This window comes from Ensifer sp. 22460 (genome assembly GCF_052044935.1).
Taxonomy (GTDB): domain Bacteria; phylum Pseudomonadota; class Alphaproteobacteria; order Rhizobiales; family Rhizobiaceae; genus Ensifer.
Genome location: NZ_JBQENZ010000006.1, coordinates 13284 through 33548 on the forward strand (window position 1 = coordinate 13284; position 20265 = coordinate 33548).

Below are 20265 nucleotides of genomic sequence, written 5' to 3' on the forward strand. Positions count from 1 at the left end.
GAAGGAGCCGATCATGACCACTCGCAGACAAGCTTTGGGCCTTCTCGCCGCCACGGCCCTGTTGCCGCTCGCACCGCGGTTTGCCTTTTCCGCTGCGCCGTTCTCGACCGTCGCCAATGCCGGTTACTACCACTTCCGCTTCGGAAAGTTTGAGGTTACGGCGCTTTCGGACGGCACGCTGGCACTGCCCATGGCGAAGATCTATCAGAAAGAGCCCGAGGGCGAACTGCAGCGCAGGCTCGACGAGGCCTTCCTCGGCAAGGAGCCGCATTTGTCGATTAACGCCTATCTGGTAAACGACGGCAAGCGCCTATTGCTGATCGATGCGGGGTCCGGCGCCTTGCTCGGCGCCGCCGCCGGCAAGCTCATCCGCCATCTCACGGCCTCCGGCTACCGGCCCGACCAGGTTGACGCCGTTGTTTTGACCCACGTGCATGCCGATCACTCCGGCGGCCTTACCGTCGACGGCAAGCCCCAGTTTCCGAATGCCGAAATCCATCTCGCCGACCGCGAGTATCGTTACTGGATCGAGCGCGAGGGCGTGACGACGATGACGGAGGCGCAGAAGACCGACTTCCAGCGCGCCGAGGACGCTCTGGCTCCCTATATCGCCGCCGGAAAAGTAAAGCGTTTCGCCGACAATGCGGACGTGTTGCCGAACCTCGGATCGATCCTGCGAGCCGGGCATACGCCCGGACATTCCTCGATCGTGCTCCAAGCCGATGACGGCCAGCGTCTGGTCTTCTGGGGTGACGTGATCCATGGCGACCACGTCCAGTTCGACGCTCCCGACGTCTTCGTCAGCTTCGACGTCGATGGAACGGCGGCGGCCGCGACCCGTGCGGTGGCACTGGCAGATGCAGCCGATGGCCGCTACCTCGTCGCCGGCGCTCACCTGCCGTTCCCCGGTATCGGCCACGTGGCCCGGGACGAGACGCTCTATCGCTTCATCCCCTGGAACTACGTCGAATAGCGAGGGTTTCGAAGCCGGATCACTTGTAGGCGTAGGCGTCGATGGTTTCTCTGCGCCCGCGCAGACGCACGCCGTTGTGGCGCACCCACCTGTCTGATCCGGCTTCGTCGATCTTTCCTGCCGCGAAGGCTTCCGCCGAAACGACGATCGATGCGCCGAGGTGGCGGGATTCGGCCTGCAGCCGCTGGCCGACTCCAGCGCCCGACGATGATCGAGAGCGCCAGCATCAAGGCGGCGATCGCCAGCGAGAAGGCGAGCCGCGCATTCGAGGCGAAGCGTTCGGCCTCACGCTCGGCATGGCCGTCCTGGCGCATCCAGCCATCCGATGGCTCGATTTTCAGAAGCATGCAGATCCCCGTCCCTCACGCGCCGAGTGCCGGGCATCCTTCCATTCGGGTCTGCTCGAATCAATCGCGCCGGACCGAGCTTCCGCGATTGGTGAGCCGGTGCCTTCACGTTGTCGTGTGGAGCGGCGTCCCCTCCGGCTCTTGCCCGCCGGGCTGTGTCTTTTAGGCGGCTACCGGTGAGTTAGGAAATGACGTTGCGGACGAACCGCACGACTTCGCCACCTTCATTGATGTAGGCATAGGCCTGGGCGGAGCTATAGACCGCGAAGGTACCGCTGGCGTATCGCTTGCGCACGCCAGCGACCTCAAGCGTCAAGGTTCCTTCCGTGACGAACAGCATTTCGTGCCACCCTTGCGGGTCGGGCTCGGCGTCATAGCGCTCGCCTGGGGCGAGCGACCAGAGCCACATCTGGGCTTCGGACGTAGCAGGGGCAGAAGCGAGCAGCCGCGCTTCGCTCTCTGCCTGTTGGCCGCGCCAGGTCACAGCGTCGATGTTGTCGCGGGATTGGCGAGACGGGTCCCTGACGAGATCGACGAAGCCGACGTTCATGGCAGCCGCCAGCTTGTCGAGGCTGGAGAGGCTGATGTTGGCGTCGCCGCCTTCGACCGCGACGATCATGCGGCGGCTGATGCCGGAGGCTTTGGCCAGTGTCGTCTGGCTCAGTCCCGCCGCCATGCGGATGCGCCGGAGATTGTCCGCGACATGGGTCAGCACGTCGGATCGATCTTGACTGTGCAATATATTGCTCATATCGTTCTTCTATACGGATCGACCATCAACGGCCAGCCATTTCTGGTGCCTCCGACCGCGACGGAGGCCACATGCGCAGCTGTGCCAACAGGAAGGGCTTCATGTCACAGCAAGCGACAATTCTCAACGTCGCCGACAGGTCCGGCTTACTCGCAGCCATAGCCCAACATTCGAAAGGTCACTGACATGAAAATCCGCGACTTCGGCGTCGAAATCTGGATGAACCGCTACGAGAACCATTGCGAATGGAATCTCGCCGAGACCTGCGTTGAATCGCTGACCGTGGCGGAATTGCTGGAAATGGCGGGCAAGACGGACACGATCCTTGCCGAACTGCTGCCGTTGAAGCTGACCTATGGCGCCATCGAGGGTTCCGAACGGCTGCGCGGGCAGATCGCAAGCCTCTATGCGAAACAGGCGATCGAAAACGTCGTCACCACGCATGGTGCGATCGGTGCCAATGCACTGGTGCATGAGACTCTCGTCGAACCGGGCGACCGGGTGATTTCGGTGCTGCCGACCTACCAGCAGCACTATTCGATCCCGGAAAGCTATGGCGCCGATACGCAGATCCTGAAACTGACGGAGGAGACCGGTTTCCTGCCTGATCTCGAGCAGTTGCAGCGGCTCGCTATCCCCGGCACGAAGCTGATCGCCATCAACAATCCGAACAACCCGACCGGCGCGCTGATGGATTGCGGCTACCTCGAAAAGATCGTCGGTATCGCGCGCGGCTGCGGCGCATGGATCCTCTGCGACGAGGTTTATCGCGGCACGGATCAAGAGGGCGACGGTTTGACGGCATCGATCGCAGACCTCTACGAAAAGGGCGTCAGCACCGGCAGCATGTCGAAGACGTTTTCGCTCGCCGGCCTGCGGCTCGGCTGGATCGTCGCGCCCCCCGAACTGATCCATGCCGTTTCGATTCACCGCGATTACAACACGATCAGCGTCGGAATGCTGGATGATCACTTCGCGGCAATGGCGCTGGAAAACCGCGACAAGATCTTGGCGCGCAGCCGGAGCATTACCCGCACCAACCTCGCGGTGCTGTCGGACTGGGTCGACAGCGAACCGCGGATCTCCTGGGTCAAGCCCAAGTCGGGCACCACGGCACTACTGAAATACGATCTGCCGATGACCTCCGAAGCATTTTGCCTCGGATTGTTAGAGCGCACCGGCGTGATGCTGACGCCTGGCAGCGCGATGGATATGGAGGGCTATCTCAGGATCGGCTACGCCAACAGCGAAAGTATTCTTCGCGAGGGTCTGCAGCGCCTGTCCGGGTTTCTTCACGAGCAACAGTCTGCCGCCGCGTAAGGAGCACGCGGGTTTGTCCTTCAGGGCTCGATATCGAGCTCCGGGTAGCGACGGAAGATACCGTTCTCGTTGAAAGCCAAGCGTCGCGGCGACGCGAGATAGGCCGCGATGTTCGGCCTGGCTTTCACCGAAGCGTGCAGCTTCAAAAGCTCGGAGTATTGCCGCTCGTAATGGCGCATCGCCTTCGGGAAGGCATAGCGAAGCCCTTCGATCACCTGGAAGAGCGAGAGATCGATATAGGTGGCGACGTCGCCGGAGGCGTGGCCGCTGCCATCGGGGTTTTGTTCAAGCACCCGCTCGAAATAGCCGAGAAACTTCGGGATGCGGTTGGTGACGAATTCGAAAGCCCGGCCCTTCGCCTCCGCCTTCTGCTCCTCGTAGTATTTCGAGGTTGCGATCGGGTGGTGGGTGTCGTGCACCTCAGCAATGAAGTCGGTGACGGTGAGTTGCAGGCCGTTAACGAACCAGCGCAGTGCCTCCTCCTTGGGTGCGAGCCCGAGCCTCGGGCCGAGGTAAAAAAGGATGTTGGCCACATGCGAAATGATCTGGTCGCCATCCCTCAGGAACGGCGGCGCGAAGGGGATGTGTGCTTCGGTGGCGCTCTCCATCAGCTTGATCATCTCGCCGGTGCCGCGGCCCGGTTCGCGGGTGACGTCGATATAGTCGGCACCGGCATCCTCAAGCGCAAGACGCACGAATTCGCCGCGGCCCTGAATGCCGTCCCAGTAGTACAACTCATAGGTCATGGAAGCCCTCTGCCGATCTCGGATACCCGGTTGATATAGGCCATCGGCGGTTTAGGGCGAGGGCAAGGCAGCAATTGCAAGGCGCGCTCTGTCGAACAGGCCGCGACGCATGCTATGGCGGTGTGGAGAAGCAACGGGGGCTGGTGCCAGGGGAAAGCCTAGGTGAGCAAACCGAATTATCGCGACATTGCCGAACTTGCAGGCGTCGGAACCGCGACGGTCGAACGTGTTCTCAACGGACGTGGCGGCGTGCGCCCGGACCTGGTCGAGAAGGTGGTCGTTGCCGCGCGCACGCTAAATTATCCGCGCACGCTGCCCGACACCCATCGCGGTCTTTTGCGCATCGACGTGCTGATGGTCCGCCCCGAAACGACCTTCTATCGCCGGCTCTCCAAAGCTTTCGAAAGGATCGCGGAGACGCTCGATCCGCTTGTCGTGGTGCAACGCAGCTTCACCGAGGAGATGAAGCCGGACGAGATTGCCAGGCGGATTCTTGCGACCGAGATTCCGCGTGCTGGCCTGATCCTTGCCGTGCCCAATAGTCCGCTGATCAGCGCCGCGGTCGAGACGGTCGTTGCGCGCGGGGTGCCGGTGATCCATGTCGTCACCCGGGCGTCCGAGAAGCAGGGCGAATTCGTCGGCATCGACAACTACGCGGCCGGACGAACGGCAGCACTCTTCATCGCCCGCATGGCGCGCGAAATCGGCCCTGTCGTTGCCCTCTGCCACCCGATCTATCAGGTCCATCGCGATCGCCTCAGCGGCTTTTCGGACTATTTCCAGGAGCATCCGGGCGAGCGCCGGTTCGACTGGCTGGGCTTCACCCGCGACGAGGAGCACTACGGCGCCGAAGCGCTGCGATCGGCGCTCGAGATATATCCGGATATGGCCGGGCTCTACAATGCCGGTGGCGCGAACGCCGCCTTGATCGATGTTCTTCGCCGGCATCCGCGCGGCAGGGAGATTTTCTTCGTCGGCCATGAGTTGACCGATTATACGCGCAAGGCGCTTAGCGACGGCATCATGGACGTCGTGCTCGACCAGGCGCCCGAGGCGCAGGCCCGCCGCGCCCTTGACCTTGTGCTGCGCCGGATCGGTCTTTCAGAGCTGGAACCGGACAAGGCGCCTATTCGGTTCATCACCGTCACGGCCGAGAGCATTTGATCTAATTTGATCAAACAAGCCTTCGCCGTTCAGAACGCCTCCTGCTAGATTTTTATCAAGAAGGAGAGCGCGGTCCCGAGTGAACCGGAAGGCGCTCTCCTTCACCGGAATTTGTGCGGAACGCCCGCGATCCGCCGGGAGGAGAGCGTTATGGACGACTTGAAGTATGGAACGCGCAACAAGCGCGGCGACTGGGCGCCGAATGAGCCGATCGAAACGGCGCCGCTGTTTGCCTTTCCGCCCAAACTGCTGGCGCTCCTGAAGTGGCTGCCGCACTATTTCTTTCCGTGGAATGCGATCTTCGCCGCTTCGGCCGTCGCCTACTGGGCCTGGGCAATCCCGCCGATCGAGACGATGCAGACTTTGGGCATCGGCTGGATCGCATGGCTCTACGTGGTGAACGCGGTCTGCGTCTTCCTCTTCTATGGCGCCTTCGAACTGCACCTCTACGTGCTGAAACGGCAGGAAAACCGCTTCAAGTACAATGGCAAATTCCCGGCCGAGCAGAAGAGCAAGGCCTTCTGGTTCGAGAGCCAGAACCTCGACAACATCCTGCGCACCTTTCTCTCAGGCGTGACGATCTGGACCGCCGTCGAGGTCGCCATGCTCTGGGCCTATGCCAATGGCTATGCGCCGTGGCTAAGCTTCGCGGAAAATCCCTGGACGCTCGCTTTCGTCGCGCTCATCGTGCCTGTGATCCACGAGTTCCATTTCTTCTGCATCCACCGGCTCATCCACATGCCGCTGCTCTACAAGTGGGTGCATTCGGTCCACCACAATTCGGTGAACCCGTCGCCATGGTCGTCGCTGTCGATGCATCCGGTCGAGCATCTGCTTTATTTCGGAACGGCCTTCTACCACCTGATCCTGCCGTCGAACCCGATCCTGATGCTCTACCAGCTTCACTATGCGGGCTTCGGCGCCATTCCCGGCCATGTCGGCTTCGACAAGGTCGAGGTCGGAGAGGATACCGTCATCGATAGCCACGCCTATGCTCATTACCTACACCACAAGTATTTCGAGGTGAATTACGGCGACGCCCTGATCCCGCTCGATCGCTGGTTCGGCACCTGGCACGACGGCTCCAAGGAAGGTGAGGCGCGGATGCAGGAACGCTACCGCAAGCGCAAGGAAAAACTCGCAGCCCGCAAGGCGCGCAACACGATCGGGGAGGCTGCAGAATGAGCAACGTGATCACCTGGGTACCCGCTTGCAAGCTGGACGATATCGAACAGGAAGGGGCAATCCGCTTCGACCACGCCGGCCGCACCTATGCGATCTATCGCGGCCCGGATGACAGCGTCTATTGCACCGCCGGCCTCTGCACCCACGAGGCCATCCATCTCGCCGATGGGCTGGTCATGGACTACGAGGTGGAATGTCCCAAGCATTCCGGCGCCTTCGACTATCGCACCGGCGAAGCCATTCGGCTTCCGGCCTGTGAAAACCTGAAGACCTACCTCGCCGAAATCGTTGACGGCGAGGTTCGCGTGGCGCTCGGCTAGAGCACCCACGCAGCATTGATCAGGCCGCGGGGTCTCAGGAATGCGCTCGGGTGATCCGGCACCTATTGGGAGGATACCATGAAATCCATGTACCTGGCGGCTGCCCTGGCCGCCTTGATGGGAAGCGCTGCCTCGGCAGAGACGATCGGTGTCTCGATGCAGAGCTTCGACAACAACTTCCAGACGCTGCTGCGTGAAGGCATCAGCGCCAGAGCATCGGAAACCGGAGGCGTCAATGTCCAGATTGAGGACGCCCAGACCGACATCTCCAAGCAGCTCAATCAGGTGAACAACTTCATCGCGTCGGGCGTCGACGCGATCATCACGACGCTCGCCGATACCTCGGCAGCCCCCGGCATCAGCGAAGCGGCGGAGAAGGCGGGCATTCCGCTCGTCTATCTCAACCTCCAGCCGGACAATGTCGCCCAGTTGCCGGTAAAGCAGGCCTATGTCGGAAGCCGGGAGACGGACTCCGGCAAGCTGGGCGCCGAGGCCGCCTGTTCGCTGCTCAAGGAAAAGGGCAAGGCCGGTGACGCGCAGGTCTATATCCTGATGGGCGATCTCGCCCACCAGGCCTCGCGGGACCGCACCTCGTCGTTCAAGGAGACGCTGGCTGCCGGCGGCCGCAAGGGCGCGACCATCGCCGACGAACAGTCCGCGGCCTGGACGCGCACCAACGCGATGGACCTCACGACCAACTGGATCACGGCCGGGCGCCCGATCGACGTCGGCATCGATGCGACGCAGGATGGTCTCGCCGCTATGGCCGCGGGCGATCTCGATGCGACGGTGTTCCAGAATGCCAAGGGTCAGTCGGCGAGCTCGATGCTGCCGTCGCGCTGGCGCGCGGCAAGGCCGTCGAACGCGAAGTGATGGTTCGCTTCGAGCTCGTCACATGGCCGACTACGCGACTGGCAACTGATCCTCCCGGCCGGCGCATTTCTCCTGCCTGCGCCGGCCACCTTTCCTGAGCGGGATGAGGAACAGTGCGTGCGGTTTTCCGCCCGCATCCCGCTCCAACTTATGATCTTTGGAGCAAGCCATGAATGGCATCGTCATCATCGGCGCCGGGGAATCCGGCACCCGCGCGGCCTTTGCGCTGCGTGAATCGGGCTTTACCGGCAGCGTCACGCTCACCGGCACGGAACCGCATCTGCCATATGAGCGCCCGCCGCTGTCGAAGCCGCTCAACGGCGCGGTGCAGATGAAGCCGATCTGTGGCGCCGAGGCGCTTCAGGCCGCCGGTATCGACTATCTTCAGGGCGTATCGGCCCTGAGCTTCGATCCGGATGCCCGGTCTGTCGCCTTGAGCGGCGGACGAGTGCTCGCCTATGACAAGCTGCTGCTTGCGACCGGTGCTCGCCCGAGGCGGTTGACATGCCCTGGGGCTGAGCGCGCGCTCGACTTTCGCACCTATGCGGATGCGGCGACAATCTTCTCCAGCGCCGACCCGGGAAAAAGTATCGCCATCATCGGTGGTGGTCTGATCGGCATGGAGCTCGCGGCCGTTCTGCGCGGCAAAGGCATAACCGTCAGCGTTATCGAGATGGCGGCTAAGCCGCTCGGACGCGCGGTTCCACCGCGCTTTGCCGCCAAGCTCCATGCGCGGCATCAGGATGAAGGCGTTGCGTTTCATCTCGGTCAGGGGATGGCCGCGATCACCGACGATGCCGTTCTCCTCGCCGATGGCAGCGCGGTGCCTGCCGATATCGTCGTCGCGGCGATCGGCGTTCTGCCAGATGTGGCGCTCGCCGAGGCGGCGGGCCTTGCCACCGGAAACGGCGTCCTGACGGACGATTATCTTCGCACCAGTGACCCGAACATCTTTGCGGCCGGTGACTGCGCCGCGGTGGCGCAGCCGGGCGGCGGGTACATTCGCTTCGAGAGCTGGCGCAATGCGCGCAGCCAGGCGGAGACCGCGGCCCGCAACATGGTCGGCGGAAAGGAAGCTTTTGGCGCAATCCCCTGGTTCTGGACCGACCAGTACGATCTCGGTCTGCAGGTCGCGGGCCTGCCGCAGCCGGAGCATCAGAGCGTGATCCGCCAACTCGACGGCGGCGAGCTGGAGTTCTACCTGGACGATGGGCGCCTCCTTGCCGCGGCGGGCCTCGGTTCCTGCAATAGCGTCGCCAGGGACATCAAGCTCGCCGAGATGCTGATTGCCGCCGGTATCAATCCAGACCCCGCAGCGCTTGCTGATCCCGGCGTGAACCTGAAGGCGCTTCTGAAGAACGCGCGGGCGGCCTGATGCAGAAGTTGCTTGTCTTTCAGTCGCTCTGGGCGATGGAGCGCCGGCATGCGGACGGCTGCGAACGCGGTCTCGAGGAAAACATCGCTGTTATCGTCGAGGCCGGGTTCGACGGCATCAGCGCGCATTACACCAACCGTGATGACGTCGTCCGCCTCAACGAAGTGATCCGCGGCACCGGATTGAAGATCGAGGGAGTCTGTTTTCCCCGGAGCGTCGAGGACCTGCGCCCGACCCTGGAACTGGCGAGCGAATTTCCTGTCAGCCACATCGACCTGCAGGCGGACGTCCGCCCGCGCCGGGTGGAAGATTGCCTGCCGCTTCTGGACGGATGGATGCGGCTCGCGGAAAGGGCGGGTGTCCCCGTCTATGTCGAAACCCATCGCCACCGGATCACCAGCGACCTCTTGTTCACGCTGGACCTGCTGGACCGGCGCCCCGATTTGCCGCTGCTCGCCGATCTCTCGCACTATCTGGTCGGCCGCGAGTTTGCCTTTCCGGTCGAAGAGGAAAGCCACGCCCAGGTCCGGCGCATCCTCCACAACGCCCAGGCCTTCCACGGCCGCGTCGGCTCGTGCCAGCAGATCCAGATCGAGATGTCCTTTCCGCAGCATCGCCCCTGGGTCGATCTCTTCCGCGAGTGGTGGGGCTACGGCTTTCGCCACTGGCGATCCCGTGCCGCCGACGATGCCGCGTTGGTCATGACCTGCGAGCTCGGCCCCAGACCCTATGCGATCACCGACAGGGACGGCCACGACACGACGGACCGGTGGGCGGAGGCGCTTTTGCTTCGGCAGTTGGTTCTGGATGTGTGGGCTGAGAGCGCAGACCCTTCGGGCAACCGAACGCATGGCGCGTGCGTGCCGGACCCCGTCATTTAACGAAGGAGGGCCGGAATGGCAGATTGTGCTCGAGGCCAAGCCAAGGCGGGTTTTCCGCATACATCTCTTCGATCAACTGCTTGATCAGCTCAATGTGGCGTGAATTGTCGCCGACCCGGTGATTGAGGATGACAGGAGAGGTCGCGCGTTCCCCCTCGATCATGCGGTAGTGGACGTCTGACCGCACCTGACGCGCCGAGGAGGGGACGATGCACAGACCGGCTTCCGAGGCGACGAGGCCAAGGGCACTCTGGATCTCCCGCACTTCATGCACCTCGGCAGGGCGCACATCGTGGGCATGAAGCAGGCTCAGCACATGGTCGGCATAGCTCGGCCGCGGCTCCTTCGGATAGACGATCAGCTTCTGGTCGGCGAGCGCATTCAAGGGCAAGGGCGACGTGTCTTCGGCTAGCGGCGTGCCCTGGGGTATCGCCACGGCGAGGCGCTCTTCGCGCATGAGGATGCCGACGACATTGGGATCGCTGTGGTGAAGCCGGCCGAAGCCGACATCGATTCGGCCCTCTTTGAGCGCGGCGATCTGCTGCACCGACACCATCTCCAATAGCCGGATATCGAGTTCCGGCGCATTCTGCCTCAGCTTGCGCACGAGTGTCGGCAGCCCGCCATAGAGCGTGGAGGCGACGAAGCCGATGGACAGGACGCGGTTCTGGTTGAGACCGACGCGGCGCGTGGCCTCAACCATCTGCTCGACTCTCCCCAAAATCTGCAGCGACTGCTCGTAGAACAACCGGCCCGCCTCCGTCAGCCGGACCGGACGGCTCGCGCGGATGATCAGCGGCACGCCCAGCTCTTCCTCCAGAAGCTGGATCTGCCGGCTCAAGGGCGGCTGGGCGATATGCAGCTGCTCGGCGGCGCGGGTGAAGTTGCGCTCACGGGCGACGGCGACGAAGTAGCGAAGCTGGCGCAGATCCATATTCAGGCCCTCATTTTCCTACCATTGCGGTATGTTGCAGTGCGGTAACCGCATGAATCTGCGAAATCTCTATCACACTATACCATGAAGGTATCATAGAGAACCTATTTGGTGTTGGACGCCACCCAGTGCGCGGCGCACAGTCACGCCATGAACACGACCCCTGCACCCATCTCTCCGACTGCAGCCTTCGTCTCCGTCGTCGAACGGGTCGAAACGATACTGGTCGATCTGCCGACGATCCGGCCGCACAAGCTCTCAGTCGCGACCATGACCGGCCAAACGCTGATGCTGGTGAAGGTCCATTGCAGCGACGGCACCGTCGGGATCGGCGAAGGCACGACGATCGGCGGTCTCGCCTATGGTGGCGAGAGCCCCGAAAGCATGAAGCTGGCGATCGATACCTATTTCGCGCCTGTCATGATCGGCGAGGACGTGACCCGCGTGAAGGCGCTAATGGCGCGCATCGGCAAAGCGGTGAAGGAAAACCGTTTCGCCAAGAGCGCGGTCGAAACGGCGCTGCTCGACGCCCACGGCAAGCGTCTCGGCCTGTCGGTCGGCGAACTCCTGGGCGGAGCGCTACGCAAGCGGCTGCCGGTCGCCTGGACGCTCGCTTCCGGTGACACCGCCATGGACATTGCCGAGGCCGAAAAGATGCTCGACCTTCGCCGTCACCGGATCTTCAAGCTGAAGATCGGCGCGAAGCCGTTGAAGGACGATATCGCCCATGTGGCGGCGATCAAGCAGGCGCTGGGCGACCGCGGTGCGGTGCGCGTCGACGTCAACATGGCCTGGAGCGAATTCGAGGCGTCCTACGGCATGGCGGCGCTCGCCGATGCCGGTTGCGAACTGGTAGAACAGCCTGTCGCGTCGACGGCAGCGCTCAACCGACTGGTCCGTCGTTTTCCGGTGGCGCTGATGGCGGACGAGTCCCTTACCGGGCCTGAATCGGCCTTCGAGATTGCCAAGACCAAGGGCGCAGACGTCTTTGCGGTCAAGATCGAGCAGAGCGGTGGGCTCTTCAACGCGCAGCACGTGGCGGCGATCGCCGATGCCGCCGGCATCGAGCTCTATGGCGGCACGATGCTGGAAGGTGGCGTCGGCACGGTGGCGTCAGCCCATGTGTTTTCCACCTTCGCCAATCTGCAGTGGGGTACGGAACTTTTCGGGCCGCTGCTGCTGACCGAGGAAATTCTGGCGACGCCGCTCGACTACAGCGACTTCGAGTTGACGGTGCCGGATGGACCGGGGCTTGGGATCGAGCTCGACGAAGACCGCCTGAAGTTCTTTGCGCGCGAAGGGCTGCGCAAGACCATTAGTGTTGCGAAGTGAGGATCGGCTGATGCTGTTTCACGTCAGAATGGATGTTCGCATTCCCCATGACCTGCCCGCTGAAGAGGCGGCCCAGATTCTCGCGCGAGAGAAGGCCTATTCACAGGCGCTGCAGCAGAGCGGCAAGTGGCGGCATATCTGGCGGATCGCCGGCCAGTACGCCAACTACAGCGTCTTTGACGTCACAGACAATGCCGAGCTGCACGAGATCCTCTCGGGTCTGCCGCTGTTCAAATTCATGGACATCGAGGTGACGCCGCTGCTTCGGCATCCGTCGTCGGTCCGGGAGGATGACACCTGAGATTTCGTTCGGCCGCCGCCGGGAGGTTGGCAGGCGGCACCCGCTTTCAAACTATCCAAGTGGAGGATTTATCATGAGCGTGAAGATTTTCGACAAGCCGGAGACGCAAGATTTCCTGAAGGTTCTGAGCGGCCTCGACAAGGACGGCGGCAGCCCGCGCGTCAAAGAGATCGTGCACCGGCTGATGTCGGACCTGTTCAAGGCGATCGACGATCTCGACATCACCCCGGACGAATACTGGACCGGCATTGCCTGGCTAAACGAAATCGGTGCTGCCGGCCAGGCCGGCCTGATCTCGCCCGGCCTCGGCCTCGACCACTTCCTCGACGAACGTCTCGACGCTATCGACGAGGAGCTCGGCATCAAGAATCCGACACCGCGCACCATCGAAGGGCCGCTTTATGTCGCCGGCGCACCGGCATCGGAAGGCTTCGCCCGTCTCGATGACGGCCGCGACACCAACGGTCACCCGCTGATCATGCACGGCACCGTCTATGATTCCGCCGGCCAACCGCTGAAAGGTGCGACGGTCGAAGTCTGGCACTGTGATACCCGCGGCTTCTATTCGCACTTCGACCCGACCGGGGTGCAGGCACCGTTCAATATGCGTCGCACGATCGTGACCGACGCCAAGGGCCGTTACAAGTTTCAGAGCATTGTGCCGCACGGCTACGGCGTGCCCCCGGGCAGCCCGACCGAACAGCTGCTTTCGGCTCTCGGGCGTCACGGCCAGCGCCCGGCGCATATTCACTTCTTCATCAGCGCTGACGGTCATCGCAAGCTGACGACCCAGATCAACATTGCCGGCGATCCGCTGGTCAACGACGACTTCGCCTATGCGACCCGCGACGGCCTGGTGCCCGATGTTACCGAGCGGACCGACGAGGCAAGCATCAAGGCGAACGGTCTCTCCGGCCCCTTCGCCGAGATCGAATTCGACATTCATCTCACCTCATTGGTGAATGGCGTCGACAACCAGATCAACGAGCAGCGCAGGCGCGCCGCCGCCTGATCATTGTTGCGGCGGCCGACTGAGCCGCCGCCCCCACACCGACATTGTTGCAATAGCCGAACCGAGCACGGATCAGCCGTTTGCGGGAGAAGAACCATGTCTGCAGTTATCGACAAAACCCAGGCCCTCGACGATCTGCTCGCCACGGCAGTCGAGGACGATCATGAGACCGGCATGTTCAGGTGCCGTCGCGACATCTTCACCAACGAAGATCTCTTCGAGCTGGAGATGAAGCATATCTTCGAGAGCAACTGGGTCTACCTCGCGCACGAAAGCCAGATCCCGGAGAACAACGACTACTATACGACCTATATCGGCCGCCAGCCTGTCGTCGTCACCCGCGACAAGACCGGCGAACTGCACGCGGTCGTCAATGCCTGCGCCCACCGCGGCGCGATGCTCTGCCGACGCAAGCACGGCAACAAGGGCAGCTTCACCTGTCCCTTCCATGGCTGGACCTTCTCCAACACCGGCAAACTCCTGAAGGTGAAGGACGAGAAGACCACGCAATATCCGCCGCAATTTGCGAAAGATGGCTCGCACGACCTGAAGCGCGTCGCTCGTTTCGAGAGCTATCGCGGCTTCCTCTTCGGCAGCCTGAATCCTGATGTCTCGTCGCTCGAGGATTATCTCGGCGAGACCAAGGTCATCATCGACCAGATTGTCGACCAGGCGCCCGACGGGCTCGAAGTGCTGCGCGGCAATTCCTCCTACATCTACGATGGGAACTGGAAGCTGCAGATGGAAAACGGTTGCGACGGCTATCACGTCAGCTCCGTGCACTGGAACTATGCCGCGACCATGGGCCGCCGCCACGAGGAGGGCACCAAGGCGGTCGACGCCAGCAGCTGGAGCCGCTCGATTGCCGGCGTCTACGGCTTCGACAACGGCCATATTCTGCTCTGGACCAACACCATGAACCCCGAGGTCCGGCCGGTCTTCCACGCCCGTGAGGAGATCAAGGCGCGCGTCGGCGAAGTGAAGGCGGATTTCATCGTCAACCAGACGCGTAACCTCTGCCTTTACCCGAACGTGTTCCTGATGGACCAGTTCAGCACGCAGATCCGCGTCACTCGCCCGATCAGCGTCGACAAGACCGAGATCAGCATTTTCTGCTTCGCGCCGAAGGGCGAAAGTGCTGAAGACCGGACTCTGCGCATCCGCCAATACGAGGATTTCTTCAACGTCTCGGGCATGGGCACGGCCGACGATCTAGAAGAATTCCGCGCCTGCCAGCAGGGCTATGCCGGCATCACCGCGCTCTGGAACGACCTGTCACGCGGGGCGCCGCTCTGGATTGACGGTCCGGACGAAAATGCCAAGCGCATGGGCCTCGAACCGTTGCTCTCGGGCGAGCGCAGCGAAGACGAAGGCCTGTTCGTCCGCCAGCACGAATATTGGGCGAAGGTGATGCGCGCAGCATTTGCCTCCGAGACGAAGGGAGCGGTCGCATGAGCATCTCCTACGACACCGCCTGCGCCTTCCTCTACCGCGAAGCGCGCCTGCTCGACGACCGCGAATGGGACGAATGGCTGACCTGCTATGCGCCCGACGTCACCTACTGGATGCCGGCCTGGGACGATGACGATCAGCTGACCGAAGATCCGCAGTCTGAGATCTCGCTGATCTTCTATCCGAGCCGCGACGGCCTGGAGGATCGCGTCTTCCGCATCAAGACCGAACGCTCGGGCGCCTCCACGCCAGAGCCGCGCACCAGCCACAACGTCACCAATGTCGAGTTGCTGGCCGACCGTGGCGAGGAAGTGGATGTCCGCTACAACTTCCACACGCTCAACCACCGCTACAAGGTCACCGACCACTTCTTCGGCACCATGTTTGTGACGCTGCGCAAAAGCGGCGAAGAGCTCGTGATTTCACAAAAGAAGATCGTGCTGAAGAACGACTACATCCGCCAGGTCATCGACGTCTACCACATCTGATGACCGCCGCCTGACGACAAGGGATTGGGAGGAGCAACCATGGCCAGCTACAGGATCGCTTTGAATTTCGAGGATGGCGTCACCCGCTTCGTCGAATGCAGGGACGACGAGAAGGTGCTCGACGCCGCCTTCCGCAACAAGATCAACCTGCCGATGGACTGTTCCGACGGCGTCTGCGGTACCTGCAAGTGCCGCGCCGAAAGCGGTGCCTATGACCTCGGCGACGACTTCATCGACGATGCGCTGACGGCGGACGAGGCCGCAGGCGGGCTGGTGCTGACCTGTCAAATGAAGCCGTCGAGCGATTGCGTCATCGCGGTGCCGACGACCTCGGCCGCCTGCAAGACCGGGCAGCAGAAGTTCGCGGCAACGGTTGCGCGGGTCACCCCGCACAATGATGCGGCGATCGTGCTCGAACTGGACGTGGACCCTACTGCAGCACCCGTGTTTCTGCCCGGCCAGTACGTCAATATCGATGTGCCGGGCAGCTGCCAGAGCCGCTCCTACTCCTTCTCTTCGGCGCCGGGCGAAGCGCGCATCGGCTTCCTGATCAAGAAGATCCCCGGCGGTCTGATGAGCAGCTGGCTGGAGCGTGCCGAAGTCGGCACGAAACTCGAACTGACAGGGCCGCTCGGCAGCTTCTATCTGAGAGAAGTCCAACGCCCCCTGCTGCTGCTAGCCGGCGGCACCGGTCTTGCGCCATTCCTGTCAATGCTCGAAGTGCTGGCCCAGGCCAACGCGCAGCAGAAGATCCACCTGATCTACGGCGTCACCCGAGACCTGGATCTCGTGCTTGTCGATGAGATCGAGCCCTACACCAACCGGCTTGCCAATTTCACCTACAGCACAGTCGTGGCAGACGCTGCCTCCAGCCATCCGCGCAAGGGCTGGGTCACCCAGCACATGCCGGAAGAGCTCTTCAACGGCGGCGATGTCGACGTCTATCTCTGCGGCCCGCCGCCGATGGTCGATGCGGTGCGCAAGCACCTCGACGACACCGGTATCGTGCCCAACAGTTTCCACTACGAGAAGTTCACGCCGAACGTCTTGGCGAAGGAGGCGGCATGAGCGCGGCCCGTTTTGAAGGGCGCTTTGCCGGCAAGGTGCTCGTGGTCACAGGTGCGGCTCAGGGCATCGGCCGCGCTGTGGCGCTGCGTGCTGCGGCTGAAGGCGGCAAGGTGGTGTTCGTCGACCGCGCCGACTTCGTCACAGAGGTGGCGGCGGAGGCCGGGGGCGATCGGGCGGCAGCCTACAACACCGATCTCGAGACCCACGAGGGCGCCGCTGCGGCGATGCGCTTTGCCGCCGAACGCTTCGGCGGCATCGACATCCTGATCAACAATGTCGGCGGGGCGATCCGCATGCGGCCCTTCGCCGAGTTCGAACCGTTGCAGATCGATGCGGAGATGCGCCGCTCGCTGATGCCGACGCTCTACTGTTGTCATGCGGTGCTGCCGCATCTGTTTGCCCGCGGTGGCGGCACGATAGTCAACATTTCCTCGAATGCCACGCGCGGAATTCATCGCGTGCCCTATTCGGCGGCGAAGGGCGGCGTCAACGCCATCACCCAATCGCTGGCTATGGAACTTGCCGAGCGCAACATCCGCGTCGTCGCGACCGCGCCGGGTGGGACGGAGGCGCCGCCACGCCGTGTCCCGCGCAATGCCGCGGGCGACAGCGACGCCGAGAAGGCCTGGATGGGCGACGTCGTCGCCCAGGTAAAGCAGTCGAGCTTCATGAAGCGCTACGGCAGCATCGAAGAGCAGGCGGCACCCATTCTGTTCCTGGCCTCCGACGAGGCCTCCTACATCACCGGCAGCGTGCTGCCGGTCGCCGGCGGCGATCTCGGCTGACGGCTCTCTATCTGAAACGCGCAACGACCTGGGGAGGAGATGATGCGCTCTATCGATGTGAATGAGGCAATAGACGGGAGCCCCCTTGGGGGCTTCCAGTGGATGGTGGTTGCGCTCTCAGCGCTGCTGCTGATTGTCGACGGTTATGACGTCTTCGTCGCCGGCACCGTGCTGCCGACGCTGATCGCCGAATGGGGACTGAGCAAGCCGCAGGCCGGCGCGCTGCAGGCCTGGGCACTGTTCGGCATGATGTTCGGGGCGCTGATCTTCGGCCCGCTCGCCGACCGGATCGGCCGTAAGAAGGGCATCGCCATCAGCTTCGTGCTGTTCACGGTCTCGACCTTGCTGACGGGGCTTGCCGGTTCGCCCGAACAGTTCAAGATCTTCCGGTTTTTCGCCGGTCTCGGCTGCGGCGGCTTGATGCCGAATGCCGTGGCACTGATGAACGAATACGCGCCGAAGCGTCTGCGCGGCACCCTGGTGGCGCTGATGTTCTCCGGCTATTCGGTCGGCGGCATGGTGGCGGCCGGCCTCGGCATCGGCCTCATCCCATCCTATGGCTGGAAGCCGATGTTCTTTATCGCCGCGGTGCCGTTGCTTCTGTTGCCGGTGATCCTCTGGAAGCTGCCGGAATCGCTCGGTTTCCTCATCCGTCAGGGCAAGCAGGACGAAGCGAAGCGGATCTATCAGAAGATCGATCCCGGCGTGCGTATCGGTGCGGCCGACAGGCTGGTCTTCGCCGAAACGAAGGGCGCCTCGGCGTCGGTCCTGGAACTCTTCCGCCATCAGCGCACCTTGCGCACGATCATGCTGTGGGTCGCGTTCTTCTGCTGCCTGCTGCTCGTCTACCTGCTGTCGTCCTGGCTGCCGAAGGTGCTGCAGGAAGCCGGCTATGCGGAGAAGGCAAGCCTGCTCAGCCTCTTCTCGCTGAATTTCGGTGGTATGGTCGGCGCCATTGCCGGCGGCTGGCTCGGCGACCGGTTCGGCCTGCCGAAGGTGGTGGTCGGATTCTTCGTCGCGGCAGCCCTGTCGATCGCGCTGATCGGCTTCAATCCGCCGGCGGCCCTCCTGTTCCTCATGGTGTTCGTCGCCGGCGCCACCACGATCGGCACGCAGATCCTGCTCTATGCCAGCGTGGCGCAGCTCTATAACCTCTCGGTCCGCTCTACCGGATTGGGCTGGGCCTCGGGCGTCGGTCGCATCGGCGCCATCGTCGGGCCGACGCTTGGCGGCGTGCTCCTGGCGCAGGAGTTTCCGCTGCAGCAGAACTTCGCGATCTTCGCCATCCCGGCTGCGATCTCGGCGCTCGCCATGCTGGTCTTTGCGATCAGCAACGCCCGCCGCGACGAGGTCGTGCAACTGGCGACGGCTTAACGAACGGCGATGGCGGCCGGACCATGAAGGCATCCGGCCGCCATCCCTTTGCGCGTGCGAGACTCGTGCCGCAGCGCGCATGCCTATGAGGCGCAGCGTCGCGCCAACAACCATGAAGCCGCCTTCGCTGGCGGCTTCCCTGATTGGAGTGCCCGTTTCATGGCCTATCTCGACCTACCCAGCCATCGGCTTCATTACCGCATCGACGGCGACCTAAGCGGCAACGCACCCTGGCTGCTCTTCTGCAATTCTCTCGGCACCGATCTCACCATGTGGGATGCCCAGATCGGGGAGCTTTCGCCGCATTTCCGCGTGCTGCGCTACGATCGCAAGGGCCATGGTCGTTCCTCGGCGCCGCCACCGCCCTATACGCTCGCTGATCTCGGCCATGACGTGCTGGCTCTTCTGGATGCGCTGGAGATCGAACGGACGCATTTCTGCGGCCTGTCGATCGGCGGCCTGACCGGGCAATGGCTCGGCGTGCACGCCGGCAAGCGCCTGGACAGGATCGTGCTCTGCGCGACGGCGGCGCGCATCGGCACGCCCGAGGGCTGGGCCGCGCGCATCGACAGCGTCAGGGCGGGCGGCCTTGCGGCTTTGACCGCTTCCACAGCCGAACGCTGGTTCAGCCCGGAATTCGCAGCCAGCCATCGTGAAGCCGTCGGTCGCGTCCTCGAGAGCTTCGGCACCACCGCGACCGATGGCTATATCGGCGGCTGCACAGCGCTGGCGGGTGCGGATTTGCGAGAAGAAATCGTCAAGATCGCCAATCCCGTGCTCGCCATTTCCGGCGACGGGGATCCGGTTTGTCCGCCATCCGACCTCGAAAACATCGCCGCCCGCGTGCAGCAGGGGCGGCATCTGTCATTGCCCGGCCGGCATATCGTCAACATCGAGTCCGCGCCGGCATTCAACGCGGCGCTGCTCGAATTCCTTCACGCTTGAAGGCGGATTCACTAGCAGAACCGCGCAGCCCATCAACGTGCCTCGACTGGAACCACGAGCGGCGCGTCCTTGGTGACGATGTAGGTCGCGAGTTCCGACGCCTTGGCGGTGCCGACGTTCTTGGCCACATGGGCAACGCCAGCCGGAATGAACAGCGCCTGGCCTGCCTGAAGCGTCACCGGTGCCCGGCCCTCGAGTTGGTATTCCAGCGAACCCTCAAGCACATAGGCGATTTCTTCGCCCGGATGGGAATGCTTGATCGAGGCGGTGCCCGGGTCGATATCGACGCGGACCTGCACAGCCTCGTGTCCGGGCACGCTGATCTCGTTCTTGATCAGGTCCGTGCGCTGAATGCCCTGCATCTGCTGAGCCTCAGCCATGCGAAGCGTCGTCACGCTGCCGGCGATCAGCAGGGCGGCGGCAATGAGGCGGGTCGTTTTCATGGGGTTCTCCGTCATAGCGTTGATCGAGTGGGCGTCGTTGGAAGCATCCTGATTTCAACGGAGGTGTGTATTGGCGGTGTGTCGGCCGGGCGCGCTTTTTGTAAGCCAATGTATTTCGCGGTTGGTACCGATGAATCCACTTGCGGTGTCGAGGTATCGTTTCTCGAAGAAGGGACGGCAAAGCGCGGTCCTGCCT

The 20265-nt window shown here is 63.0% G+C and carries 20 protein-coding genes and 1 pseudogene; 17 read left to right on the forward strand and 4 right to left on the reverse strand.

Translation table 11 applies throughout. The features are described from left to right. The first annotated feature begins 13 nt into the window (after nucleotides 1-13). The gene (locus ACTJKM_RS08940; protein WP_058329656.1) at nucleotides 14-973 is read left to right on the forward strand and encodes an MBL fold metallo-hydrolase; all 960 of its coding nucleotides are present in this window, start codon (nucleotides 14-16) and stop codon (nucleotides 971-973) included. 528 nt (nucleotides 974-1501) lie between these two features. Here ACTJKM_RS08940 and ACTJKM_RS08945 read toward each other — a convergent pair. Next, entirely contained in the window at nucleotides 1502-2071 is a 570-nt protein-coding gene (locus ACTJKM_RS08945) for a helix-turn-helix domain-containing protein (protein ID WP_058329658.1), read from the reverse strand. A 186-nt stretch (nucleotides 2072-2257) separates the two neighbouring features. On the opposite strand from ACTJKM_RS08945, the gene ACTJKM_RS08950 reads away from it, so the two are divergent. Further along, nucleotides 2258-3391 (forward strand): aminotransferase, encoded by a 1134-nt coding sequence (locus ACTJKM_RS08950; protein ID WP_058329659.1) that lies wholly within the window; start codon nucleotides 2258-2260, stop codon nucleotides 3389-3391. A gap of 20 nt (nucleotides 3392-3411) precedes the next feature. Here the strand turns inward: ACTJKM_RS08950 and ACTJKM_RS08955 are convergent, their stop codons facing one another. Continuing rightward, complete coding sequence (locus tag ACTJKM_RS08955) at nucleotides 3412-4137, reverse strand: glutathione S-transferase (protein ID WP_058322755.1); 726 nt, start codon at nucleotides 4135-4137, stop codon at nucleotides 3412-3414. Between the two features lie 162 nt (nucleotides 4138-4299). Between ACTJKM_RS08955 and ACTJKM_RS08960 the strand changes: the two genes are divergently transcribed. The 6 genes and pseudogenes from ACTJKM_RS08960 to ACTJKM_RS08985 all read left to right on the forward strand — a co-directional run bounded on the left by ACTJKM_RS08960 (nucleotide 4300) and on the right by ACTJKM_RS08985 (nucleotide 9935). Continuing rightward, on the forward strand, nucleotides 4300-5301 hold the full coding sequence (locus ACTJKM_RS08960) for a LacI family DNA-binding transcriptional regulator (RefSeq protein WP_058329660.1): 1002 nt from the start codon (nucleotides 4300-4302) through the stop codon (nucleotides 5299-5301). A 150-nt stretch (nucleotides 5302-5451) separates the two neighbouring features. Further along, on the forward strand, nucleotides 5452-6486 hold the full coding sequence (locus ACTJKM_RS08965; RefSeq protein WP_058329661.1) for a sterol desaturase family protein: 1035 nt from the start codon (nucleotides 5452-5454) through the stop codon (nucleotides 6484-6486). A gap of 8 nt (nucleotides 6487-6494) precedes the next feature. Beyond that, nucleotides 6495-6806: a MocE family 2Fe-2S type ferredoxin gene (locus tag ACTJKM_RS08970; protein WP_058329836.1), complete on the forward strand. Its 312-nt coding sequence runs from the start codon at nucleotides 6495-6497 to the stop codon at nucleotides 6804-6806. A gap of 78 nt (nucleotides 6807-6884) precedes the next feature. After that, nucleotides 6885-7777 (forward strand): annotated as a pseudogene (locus ACTJKM_RS08975) (substrate-binding domain-containing protein). A 71-nt stretch (nucleotides 7778-7848) separates the two neighbouring features. Continuing rightward, a complete protein-coding gene (locus ACTJKM_RS08980; RefSeq protein WP_440635524.1) occupies nucleotides 7849-9054 on the forward strand; it encodes an NAD(P)/FAD-dependent oxidoreductase in 1206 nt (401 codons plus the stop codon). Continuing rightward, nucleotides 9054-9935, forward strand: a complete 882-nt coding sequence (locus ACTJKM_RS08985; RefSeq protein WP_156437153.1) for a sugar phosphate isomerase/epimerase — start codon at nucleotides 9054-9056, stop codon at nucleotides 9933-9935. The genes ACTJKM_RS08980 and ACTJKM_RS08985 overlap by 1 nt, the downstream gene beginning before the upstream one ends. On the opposite strand, the gene ACTJKM_RS08990 is transcribed toward ACTJKM_RS08985, so the two are convergent. Continuing rightward, entirely contained in the window at nucleotides 9928-10869 is a 942-nt protein-coding gene (locus tag ACTJKM_RS08990; protein ID WP_058329665.1) for a LysR family transcriptional regulator, read from the reverse strand. The genes ACTJKM_RS08985 and ACTJKM_RS08990 overlap by 8 nt on opposite strands. 150 nt (nucleotides 10870-11019) lie before the next feature. On the opposite strand from ACTJKM_RS08990, the gene ACTJKM_RS08995 reads away from it, so the two are divergent. The 9 genes from ACTJKM_RS08995 (at nucleotide 11020) to pcaD (ending at nucleotide 19626) form a co-directional block, all read left to right on the forward strand. Next, nucleotides 11020-12201, forward strand: a complete 1182-nt coding sequence (locus ACTJKM_RS08995; RefSeq protein ID WP_058329666.1) for a muconate/chloromuconate family cycloisomerase — start codon at nucleotides 11020-11022, stop codon at nucleotides 12199-12201. Nucleotides 12202-12211: 10 nt separating this feature from the next. Beyond that, nucleotides 12212-12502, forward strand: coding sequence for a muconolactone Delta-isomerase (gene catC, locus ACTJKM_RS09000; RefSeq protein ID WP_057251968.1), 291 nt, complete (start codon nucleotides 12212-12214; stop codon nucleotides 12500-12502). A gap of 73 nt (nucleotides 12503-12575) precedes the next feature. Further along, nucleotides 12576-13514: a catechol 1,2-dioxygenase gene (gene catA / locus ACTJKM_RS09005; protein ID WP_058322763.1), complete on the forward strand. Its 939-nt coding sequence runs from the start codon at nucleotides 12576-12578 to the stop codon at nucleotides 13512-13514. A 96-nt stretch (nucleotides 13515-13610) separates the two neighbouring features. Further along, a complete protein-coding gene (locus ACTJKM_RS09010) occupies nucleotides 13611-14969 on the forward strand; it encodes a Rieske 2Fe-2S domain-containing protein (RefSeq protein ID WP_058329667.1) in 1359 nt (452 codons plus the stop codon). Beyond that, nucleotides 14966-15454 carry a benzoate 1,2-dioxygenase small subunit gene (gene benB, locus ACTJKM_RS09015; RefSeq protein ID WP_058322765.1) on the forward strand — a complete coding sequence of 163 codons (489 nt, stop codon included), beginning with the start codon at nucleotides 14966-14968 and terminating at the stop codon, nucleotides 15452-15454. The genes ACTJKM_RS09010 and benB overlap by 4 nt, the downstream gene beginning before the upstream one ends. Nucleotides 15455-15493: 39 nt before the next feature. Next, nucleotides 15494-16522, forward strand: coding sequence for a benzoate 1,2-dioxygenase electron transfer component BenC (gene benC, locus ACTJKM_RS09020; RefSeq protein ID WP_058329668.1), 1029 nt, complete (start codon nucleotides 15494-15496; stop codon nucleotides 16520-16522). Further along, the gene (locus tag ACTJKM_RS09025; protein ID WP_058322767.1) at nucleotides 16519-17307 is read left to right on the forward strand and encodes a 1,6-dihydroxycyclohexa-2,4-diene-1-carboxylate dehydrogenase; all 789 of its coding nucleotides are present in this window, start codon (nucleotides 16519-16521) and stop codon (nucleotides 17305-17307) included. Before benC ends, ACTJKM_RS09025 begins: the two co-directional genes overlap by 4 nt. Nucleotides 17308-17346: 39 nt before the next feature. Further along, on the forward strand, nucleotides 17347-18681 hold the full coding sequence (locus ACTJKM_RS09030) for an MFS transporter (RefSeq protein WP_082640855.1): 1335 nt from the start codon (nucleotides 17347-17349) through the stop codon (nucleotides 18679-18681). Nucleotides 18682-18840: 159 nt separating this feature from the next. After that, entirely contained in the window at nucleotides 18841-19626 is a 786-nt protein-coding gene (pcaD, locus tag ACTJKM_RS09035) for a 3-oxoadipate enol-lactonase (RefSeq protein ID WP_440660211.1), read from the forward strand. A gap of 32 nt (nucleotides 19627-19658) precedes the next feature. On the opposite strand, the gene ACTJKM_RS09040 is transcribed toward pcaD, so the two are convergent. Continuing rightward, entirely contained in the window at nucleotides 19659-20069 is a 411-nt protein-coding gene (locus tag ACTJKM_RS09040; protein ID WP_058329669.1) for a cupin domain-containing protein, read from the reverse strand. Between the last annotated feature and the right edge of the window lie 196 nt (nucleotides 20070-20265).

What these genes read in the sequence shown, in the direction of transcription:
- ACTJKM_RS08980 (WP_440635524.1), top strand. Translation starts at nt 7,849, where the DNA reads ATGAATGGCATCGTCATCATCGGCGCCGGGGAATCCGGCACCCGCGCG.
- benC (WP_058329668.1), top strand. Translation starts at nt 15,494, where the DNA reads ATGGCCAGCTACAGGATCGCTTTGAATTTCGAGGATGGCGTCACCCGC.
- ACTJKM_RS08940 (WP_058329656.1), top strand. Translation starts at nt 14, where the DNA reads ATGACCACTCGCAGACAAGCTTTGGGCCTTCTCGCCGCCACGGCCCTG.
- catA (WP_058322763.1), top strand. Translation starts at nt 12,576, where the DNA reads ATGAGCGTGAAGATTTTCGACAAGCCGGAGACGCAAGATTTCCTGAAG.
- ACTJKM_RS08990 (WP_058329665.1), bottom strand. Translation starts at nt 10,869, where the DNA reads ATGGATCTGCGCCAGCTTCGCTACTTCGTCGCCGTCGCCCGTGAGCGC.
- ACTJKM_RS08945 (WP_058329658.1), bottom strand. Translation starts at nt 2,071, where the DNA reads ATGAGCAATATATTGCACAGTCAAGATCGATCCGACGTGCTGACCCAT.
- benB (WP_058322765.1), top strand. Translation starts at nt 14,966, where the DNA reads ATGAGCATCTCCTACGACACCGCCTGCGCCTTCCTCTACCGCGAAGCG.
- ACTJKM_RS08955 (WP_058322755.1), bottom strand. Translation starts at nt 4,137, where the DNA reads ATGACCTATGAGTTGTACTACTGGGACGGCATTCAGGGCCGCGGCGAA.
- ACTJKM_RS09025 (WP_058322767.1), top strand. Translation starts at nt 16,519, where the DNA reads ATGAGCGCGGCCCGTTTTGAAGGGCGCTTTGCCGGCAAGGTGCTCGTG.
- ACTJKM_RS09040 (WP_058329669.1), bottom strand. Translation starts at nt 20,069, where the DNA reads ATGAAAACGACCCGCCTCATTGCCGCCGCCCTGCTGATCGCCGGCAGC.
- ACTJKM_RS08985 (WP_156437153.1), top strand. Translation starts at nt 9,054, where the DNA reads ATGCAGAAGTTGCTTGTCTTTCAGTCGCTCTGGGCGATGGAGCGCCGG.
- catC (WP_057251968.1), top strand. Translation starts at nt 12,212, where the DNA reads ATGCTGTTTCACGTCAGAATGGATGTTCGCATTCCCCATGACCTGCCC.
- ACTJKM_RS09030 (WP_082640855.1), top strand. Translation starts at nt 17,347, where the DNA reads ATGATGCGCTCTATCGATGTGAATGAGGCAATAGACGGGAGCCCCCTT.
- ACTJKM_RS08995 (WP_058329666.1), top strand. Translation starts at nt 11,020, where the DNA reads ATGAACACGACCCCTGCACCCATCTCTCCGACTGCAGCCTTCGTCTCC.
- ACTJKM_RS09010 (WP_058329667.1), top strand. Translation starts at nt 13,611, where the DNA reads ATGTCTGCAGTTATCGACAAAACCCAGGCCCTCGACGATCTGCTCGCC.
- ACTJKM_RS08950 (WP_058329659.1), top strand. Translation starts at nt 2,258, where the DNA reads ATGAAAATCCGCGACTTCGGCGTCGAAATCTGGATGAACCGCTACGAG.
- pcaD (WP_440660211.1), top strand. Translation starts at nt 18,841, where the DNA reads ATGGCCTATCTCGACCTACCCAGCCATCGGCTTCATTACCGCATCGAC.
- ACTJKM_RS08965 (WP_058329661.1), top strand. Translation starts at nt 5,452, where the DNA reads ATGGACGACTTGAAGTATGGAACGCGCAACAAGCGCGGCGACTGGGCG.